At 68.8% G+C, this 7880-nt stretch carries 6 protein-coding genes; 2 read left to right on the top strand and 4 right to left on the bottom strand.

Annotated features, from left to right (window positions below; genetic code table 11):
* Positions 1-105: 105 nt before the first annotated feature.
* Positions 106-2718 carry an ABC transporter permease/substrate binding protein gene (locus AB0I98_RS21065; RefSeq protein WP_362943898.1) on the bottom strand — a complete coding sequence of 871 codons (2613 nt, stop codon included), beginning with the start codon at positions 2716-2718 and terminating at the stop codon, positions 106-108.
* Positions 2711-3799, bottom strand: a complete 1089-nt coding sequence (locus AB0I98_RS21060) for a glycine betaine/L-proline ABC transporter ATP-binding protein (RefSeq protein ID WP_362943896.1) — start codon at positions 3797-3799, stop codon at positions 2711-2713. Before AB0I98_RS21060 ends, AB0I98_RS21065 begins: the two co-directional genes overlap by 8 nt.
* A gap of 229 nt (positions 3800-4028) precedes the next feature.
* Between AB0I98_RS21060 and AB0I98_RS21055 the strand changes: the two genes are divergently transcribed.
* Positions 4029-4946, top strand: a complete 918-nt coding sequence (locus AB0I98_RS21055; RefSeq protein ID WP_362943901.1) for a 5'-3' exonuclease — start codon at positions 4029-4031, stop codon at positions 4944-4946.
* Positions 4947-5072: 126 nt separating this feature from the next.
* On the top strand, positions 5073-5918 hold the full coding sequence (locus AB0I98_RS21050; protein ID WP_362943895.1) for a siderophore-interacting protein: 846 nt from the start codon (positions 5073-5075) through the stop codon (positions 5916-5918).
* Between the two features lie 73 nt (positions 5919-5991).
* Here the strand turns inward: AB0I98_RS21050 and AB0I98_RS21045 are convergent, their stop codons facing one another.
* Positions 5992-6768 carry an ABC transporter permease gene (locus tag AB0I98_RS21045; protein ID WP_362943893.1) on the bottom strand — a complete coding sequence of 259 codons (777 nt, stop codon included), beginning with the start codon at positions 6766-6768 and terminating at the stop codon, positions 5992-5994.
* Positions 6765-7781, bottom strand: a complete 1017-nt coding sequence (locus AB0I98_RS21040) for an ATP-binding cassette domain-containing protein (RefSeq protein WP_362943891.1) — start codon at positions 7779-7781, stop codon at positions 6765-6767. The genes AB0I98_RS21045 and AB0I98_RS21040 overlap by 4 nt, the downstream gene beginning before the upstream one ends.
* Positions 7782-7880 lie beyond the last annotated feature (99 nt).

The following is a 7880-nucleotide window of genomic DNA, read 5'->3' as shown; positions in this document are numbered from 1 at the left end:
GGTGGGGGTGGGGTGGCGCCGGCTGTTCGTGGGGGCCCGCCCCCCCGCCGGGGCGCCGCCCGCGCCGGCGGGGCCCCCCCCCCCCGCCCCGGGTCCAGTCCGCGGCTAGGCGGCCGGAGTCATCCGGTCCACCATGTCCGGGTGCTCCTTGAGCCAGGCGGCGACGGCCTCCTCCTCATGGCCCTGTCCGCGGTCCTTGATCTCCTGCTCCAGGGTTCCGAGCTCGTCCTCGCTCATCTTGAAGTTCTTGATCCACTTCGTGAGCTGCGGGTACCGCTCGGGGAAGTCCTGGTTGGAGATGGTGCGGATGGTGTTGCCCTCGCCGAAGTACTTCTCCGGGTCGGCGAGCTTGGTCAGCTTGTACTCGCTGTACGCCCAGTGCGGCGACCACAGGACGACGGCGATCGGCTCCTGCTTGGCGTAGGCCCGCTTGAGCTCGGCCAGCATCGCGGGCGTGGAGCCGTCGACGACGTCGTACTCCTTGTCGAGGCCGTACCCGGGCAGGACCTTCGTCTTCAGGAGGTTCATCTCGCCGGTGCCCGGCTCGATGCCGATGATCTTCCCGTCGAAGGTGTCGGCCTTGCCCTTGAGGTCTTCAAGGGAGTCGATGCCCTTCACGTACGAGGGGACGGAGACTTCCAGTGACGTCGGCTCGTACCAGGTGCCCAGGTCGTTGAGCTTGTCCTTGTGCTGTTCCCAGTAGTTCGACTGGGCGTACGGCAGCCAGGCGTCGAAGTTGAGATCGAGGTCGCCGGAGGCCAGGCCGGTGTAAACCGGGCCGACGTCCATCTGCTTGAGGTTCAGCTTGTAGCCGCGCCGCTCCAGGACGTTCTTCCACAGGTAGGTGACGGCGATGTCCTCGTCCCAGGGGAACCAGGCCACGTCCAGGGGACGCTTCGCCTCGGCCGGGCTCGCGGTGCTCTGCACCGGGGCCAGCTTGTCGACGACACCCGGGTTGGACTTCAGCCAGGTGCGTACGGCTTGCTGCTGCTTGCCCTGGCCGGCCTTGTTGATCTCCGACTCCAGGCTGGTGAGCTGTTCCTCGGTCAGCTTGAAGTTCTTCAGCCACTGGCTGACGACCGGGTTCTCCTGCGTGAAGCCCTTGCGCGCGAGGGTGTGCACGCCGTCGCCCGAGCCCCAGGCGCCCTTCGGGTCCTTGAGCTTCTTCAGCTTGTAGTCGCTGTACGCCCAGTGCGGCGACCAGAGCGTGACGACGATCGGTTCCTGCTTGTCGTAGGCGCGCTTGAGCTGGGCCAGCATCGCCGGGGTGGAGCTGTCGACGACCTTGTACTCCTTGTCGAGGCCGTACTCCTTGAGAACCTTGCTCTTGAGCAGGCTCATCATGCCGGCGCTGGACTCGATGCCGGTGATCTTGCCGCCGAACTCCGCGGCCTTGCCCTTGAGGTCGTCGAGGGAGTCGACGCCCTTCATGTAGGCGGGCACGCTCAGCTCGAGGGAGGTGGGGCCGTACCAGGCGCCCAGGTCCTCCAGCTGCTTGCCGTACTTCTTCCAGTACTGCTCGTGCGTGACCGGCAGCCAGGAGTCGGTCTGGAAGTCGATGTCGCCCTGGGAGAGCGAGGTGTAGAGCGGTCCGGCCTCGAACTGCTTGGTCTCCACCTCGTAGCCGCGCTCCTCCAGCACCTCCTTCCAGAGGTAGGTGGAGGCGACGCCCTCGTCCCAGGGGATGTAGCCGATGCTGATCTTCTTGCCCTGGCCGACGTTCGTACCGGAGGCGACCGGTTCGGTCTTGTCTCCGCCGCCGAAGACGCCCATGCCGCCCGCGACGAGCGCGAGGACGACGACGCCGACCATGGCGACGGCCGGGCGGGGACGGTACGACCAGATCTTCAGGCCCTGCGCGGCACGCAGCCGGGCGGCGGCGCGGCGGCCGAGCGGCGAGACCTGGGTGCCCAGCGCGCTGGTCATGCGGTCGAGGTAGATCGCGAGGATCACGATGGCGATGCCCGCTTCGGCGCCCAGGCCCACGTTGAGCTGGCCGATCGCCTCGTTCACGTCACCGCCGAGGCCGTCGGCGCCGACCATGCCGGCGATCGCGGCCATGGACAGGCCGAGCATGATGACCTGGTTCACGCCCGCCATGACGGTGGGCAGCGCCAGCGGGAACTGGACGCGCATCAGGGTGTCGCGCGGGGTGGTGCCGAACGCCTCGGCGGCCTCGACCAGTTCCTTGTCGACCTGGCGGAGGCCCAGCTCGGTCATGCGCACGCCGGGAGCGAGCGCGAAGATCAGGGTGGCGACGATGCCCGCGGCGGCGCCGCTGCCGAAGAAGAGGATCGCCGGGATGAGGTAGACCATCGCCGGCAGCGTCTGCATCAGGTCCAGCGCGGGCCGTACGACCGCGCTGACCCGGTTCGAGCGGGCCGCCCAGATGCCCACGGGCACCGAGAGGACGAGCGCGATGACGGTGGCGACGAAGACGAGCGACAGCGTCATCATCGCGTTCTCCCACAACTCCAGGGAGATGATGAAGGCGAATCCCGCGAAGGTGAGGACGCCGGCGAGCGCGCCGCGCAGCCAGAAGGCGATCACCGCGAAGATGCCCGCGAGGAGCAGTGGCTCGGGCGCCTGCAGTACGGAGTCGACGCCTTCGTAGGCGCCGCGGAAGACTTCTTCGAGGAAGTCGAAGAGCCATCCCAGGTGGGTGGTGAGCCAGTCGACCGTGTCGTTGACCCAGGAGCCGAACTCGATCCTAGGCACCGGCCATCACCTTCTCTCCGCCCTTGTCACGCGGGGAGTCGCAGGGCGCGGGGGCCCCGGTCTCGTCACCGAGGAAGCCGACGAGCCGCTGACGCGGTACGACGCCGACCAGCTTGCCCTTTTTGTCGAGCACGGCGACAGGGTGGGAGAGCCGGGCGCTGATGGCGCACAGTTCGGCGAACGGGGTCTCTGGCGTCGCCGTCGCGCACTGGCAGTCGGCCTCGTCGCCGCGCAGCTCCGTGTCCATGACGGAGGACGCGGTCAGGACGCGCGAGCGGTCGACGTCCTTGGTGAAGGAGGCGACGTAATCGTCGGCGGGGCGCACGAGGATGTCCTCGGCGGTGCCGATCTGGACGATGCTGCCGTCACGCATGACGGCGATGCGGTCGCCCAGGCGCATGGCCTCGTTGAGGTCGTGGGTGATGAACACGATGGTCTTCTTCAGCCGCTGCTGGAGCGTCAGGAGCTGGTCCTGCATATCGCGGCGGATCAGCGGGTCGAGCGCGCTGAACGACTCGTCCATCAGCAGCAGATCGGCGTCCGTGGCCAGGGCGCGGGCCAGGCCCACGCGCTGCTGCATACCGCCGGACAGCTCGTCGGGCCAGGACTTCTCCCAGCCGGCCAGGCCGCACATCTCCAGCGCCTCGGTGGCGCGCTTCTCCCGCTCGGCTCGGGGCACTCCCTGGACGGCGAGTCCGTAGCCGGCGTTCTCCAGGACACTGCGGTGCGGGAACAGCGCGAAGTGCTGGAACACCATGCTGATCTTCTTCGCGCGGACCTCACGCAGTTCCCGGGCGCCGAGAGCGGTCAGGTCCTGTCCGTCGAACCGGACCTGTCCCGCAGTCGGCTCCAGGAGCCCGTTGAGCATGCGCAGCAACGTGGACTTGCCGGAACCCGACAGACCCATCACAACGAATATCTGTCCGGGTTCCACGGTGAAGGACGCGTCGATCACGGCGGCGGTGGTGCCGTCGGCCCGCAGTTCGTCGCGGTCGGCGCCTTGCCGGAGCCGGTCGACTGCTTCGTCCGGTCGTCTGCCGAACACCTTGTACAGATGCTCTGCCTCAAGGGTTGATGACACGCGTTTCTCTCTGCTCGGGGGCTATGAACGGGCGGCGCCGGCGCAAGAAAGTTGAAATGCGCAACCGGCATCGCTCCGAGGCGGCGCCTGCCCTTGCCATGGCAGGTCAAACGCCCTAGTGGCCCAGTTCACAAGGCCTTTACTTATGCGCCGTTGACTCGATGAGCTGGGCATACGGGTGACGCATCCGGGTGATTGTCGGTGCCGTACGGCATGATGGCGAGCCGTGATGGGACGACTGATGCTCCTCGACACCGCCTCGCTCTATTTCCGCGCCTATTTCGGCGTTCCGGACTCCGTGAAGGCCCCGGACGGCACGCCGGTGAACGCCGTGCGCGGACTGCTGGAGTTCATCGACCGCCTGGTCAAGGACCACCATCCGGATGCTCTCGTGGCGTGCATGGACGCCGACTGGCGGCCTCAGTGGCGGGTCGACCTGATCCCCTCGTACAAAGCGCACCGGGTGGCGGAGGAGCATGAGGTCGGCCCCGACGAGGAGGTCGTGCCCGACACGCTCTCGCCACAGGTGCCGGTCATCGAGGACGTCCTGGACGCGCTCGGCATCGCACGCGTGGGCGTCGAGGGGTACGAGGCGGACGACGTGATCGGCACGTTCACCGCCCGCGCCACCGGCCGGGTCGACATCGTCACCGGCGACCGCGACCTGTACCAGCTGGTGGACGACGAGCGCGGGGTGCGGGTGCTGTATCCCCTCAAGGGCGTCGGCTCTCTCCAGCTCACCGACGAGGCGTGGCTGCGCGAGAAGTATGGCGTCGACGGGAGGGGGTACGCGGATCTCGCGACGCTGCGCGGGGACCCGAGCGACGGCCTGCCCGGCGTGCCCGGCATCGGCGAGAAGACGGCGGCCAAGCTGCTCACCGAGTTCGGGGACCTGGCCGGGATCATGGCCGCGGTCGACGACCCGAAGGCCAAACTCACCCCGTCCCAGCGCAAACGGCTCGACGAGTCGCGGCCGTACATCGCGGTGGCGCCGACGGTCGTGAAGGTCGCGGACGACGTCCCGCTGCCGGACGTCGACACGACCCTGCCGCGTACGCCGCGCGACCCGGCGGCGCTGGAGAAGCTCGCGGCCCGCTGGGGTCTGGGTGGATCGCTGAAGCGGCTGTTGACGACACTTGACACCTGACAGGCACCGTCGTGTGATGCGTGCCATATCGGCGTGAAGCACCCAGAAATTGTTCACGCGCGAGGTGTTAACTGGGGGGAAGTGCTAACTTAGGTAAACCTAAGCTAAGGGAACAGGGAGGCCGTCATGGCAGAACGTCCGGCCCGCAAGCCGCGGAAGCCCCACGCCGCACAGGTCGTGCGTACCGAACGGCTGACCCCCCATATGCAGCGAGTCGTACTCGGCGGCGACGGGCTCTCCGACTTCGCGGCGGACACCTGCACCGACCACTATGTGAAACTCCTGTTCCCGACCGGCGGCGCGACCTACCCGGAGCCCTTCGACCTGGAGCGGATCCGGGCCGAGTTCCCCCGTGAGCAGTGGCCGGTGACCCGGACGTACACCGTGCGGCACTGGGACGCGGAGCACCGCGAGCTGACGCTGGACTTCGTCATCCACGGCGACGAGGGGCTGGCCGGCCCCTGGGCGATGCGAGTGCAGCCCGGTGAGACCGTCCGGTTCATGGGACCCGGTGGCGCCTACGCGCCCGACCCGAGCGCCGACTGGCATCTGCTCGTCGGCGACGAGAGCGCGCTGCCTGCCATCGCCCGCTCCTTGGAGGACCTGCCCGCCGGCGCCAAGACGTTCGCCTTCGTCGAGATCTCCGGCCCCGAGGAGGAGCAGAAGGTCGACTCCGACGTGGAGATCATCTGGCTGCACCGCGGGGACCGGCCCATCGGCGAGGCGCTGGTGGAGGCCGTACGGGCGCTGGAGTTCCCCGAGGGCCGGGTGCACGCGTTCGTGCACGGCGAGGCGGCGTTCGTGAAGGAACTGCGCGCCCTGCTGCGGGTCGAGCGGCAGATCCCGCGTGAGGACCTTTCCATCTCCGGCTACTGGCGGCTCGGCCACAACGAGGACGGCTGGCAGGCGGCCAAGCGGGAGTGGAACGCGCGCATCGAGGCGGAGCAGGAGGGCGCGGCGCCGGCCGCGTGACAACGGACCAGTGCGGCCCGCGCGTTGTATGCGCGGGCCGCTTTTTGCGGTCTCAGACAGACCGGTAACGGTCTCAGACCGACCGCTGGTAGGACCGGAACGTCCGGATCGACAGCCACACCGCCGCGACCGCCAGGGCCAGCAGCGCGCCACCGCGGCTGAGTACGTCGCCCCAGTCGGGGTGGTCGGACAAGGCCGAACGGCCCGCCACCATCGCCCAGTCGAGCGGGTTGAAGTCGGCGATGTGCCGCATCCAGCCCGGCATCTGGGAGGGCGCCATGAAGGCGCTGGACAGGAAGGTCAGCGGCAGCAGCAGGAAGGTGTTGATGCCGATGATCGACTCCCGCTCCCGCACCAGCATGCCGAGCGCGTTGGACAGTGCCCCGAAGACCGTGCCCAGCAGCACGGAGGCGAGGACCAGGACCGCGATGCCGCCGACGCCGCCCGGGTAGTCGGCGCCGCCCAGCAGGCCGAGCAGCACGATGATGACCGACTGCAGGGCTGTCACCAGTCCGTTGTTGACGACATTGCCGTTCATCAGCGCGGCCCGGCTGACCGGCGTGGTCAGGAAGCGGTCGAGCGTGCCGCGCTGGATCTCCTCCAGCGTGCCCATGCCCGCCCACAGGTTGGAGCCGAGGGCGCTCATCACAACCACGCCGGGCACCAGGTAGTCGAGGTACGAGGTGGCGCCGAAGCCGCCCAGTTCCACGACCTTCTTGAAGAGGCTGCCGAACAGGAACAGCCAGATCACCGGCTGGATGAGCGTGATGATCGCGTACGCGGGCTGGCGTGCGAACACCATCAGCTGACGCTGGGTCATGTACCAGGTATGGGAGACCGCCGTGCTCATCGCACACCTCCGGCCACGAGAAGGTCACCGGTGCTGTCGGCCTCGGAGTAACGGCGGCCCGCGTACCGCAGATAGACGTCGTCGAGGGAGGGACGCGCGACCGTCGCGGCGGCGACGCCGACCCCGGCGCGTTCCAGTGCCCCCAGCAGTGCGGGCATCGTCGCCGCCCCGTTGTCAGCGCGGACGCTGATGCGGTGCCCGTCGACCAGCACCTCGTGCACGCCCGGCAGACCGCCGAGGGCGCCCTTCAGCAACGTACGACCGGCTTCGCCGACCTCGGCGCGCAGTTCCAAGTGGACGGCGTCGCCGCGGAGTTCGCCCTTGAGGGAGTGCGGGGTGCCCTCCACGACGATCCGGCCGCGGTCGACGATCGCGATGCGCTCGGCGAGCCGGTCGGCCTCTTCGAGGTAGTGGGTGGTGAGCAGGATAGTCAGGCCCTCGTCGCCGGCGAGGCGGGCGATCTCGTCCCACATCGCGGCGCGGGCCTCCGGGTCGAGTCCGGTGGTGGGCTCGTCAAGGAAGAGCACCTCGGGCCGGTGCACCAGACCGAGGGCGACATCGAGGCGGCGTCGCATACCGCCGGAATAGCCCCTGACCGGGCGGCGGGCGGCGTCGGCGAGCTTGAACCGCTCCAGCAGCTCGTCCACGCGGCGGCTCAGCGCGGCGCCCTTCAAGCCGTAGAGCCTGCCCTGGAGTTGGAGGTTCTCGCGGCCGGTGGCGACCGGGTCGGCGCCGGAGTTCTGGGCGACCACTCCGATCGCGCGGCGCACCCGGTCCGGGTGGCGCAGCACATCGTGCCCGGCGACGGTGGCCGTGCCCGAGTCGGGGCGGGCCAGGGTGGTGAGGATCTTGACGGTGGTGGACTTGCCGGCGCCGTTGGGCCCGAGCAGGCCGAAGACGGTACCGGGCTCGACGGTGAGGTCCATGCCGCGCAGGGCGGTGACGTCACCGGGGTAGGTCTTGATCAGCTCGCGCGCCTCCACTGCGGGCGCGCGCGTATCGCTGCTACTCATCACGACAGCTCTCCTGAATGAGCGGATGTACGGGAGTCCGCGAACGCGGACTGACGACTGATCCGCGTGAAGAGCGCCGGGCTATCCTGGGTGTGCCGC

It is taken from the genome of Streptomyces sp. NPDC050211 (genome assembly GCF_040656035.1).
GTDB lineage: Bacteria > Actinomycetota > Actinomycetes > Streptomycetales > Streptomycetaceae > Streptomyces.
The sequence above is the reverse complement of the archived record's forward strand: the minus strand, read 5'-3'. Positions and strand labels throughout refer to the sequence as shown.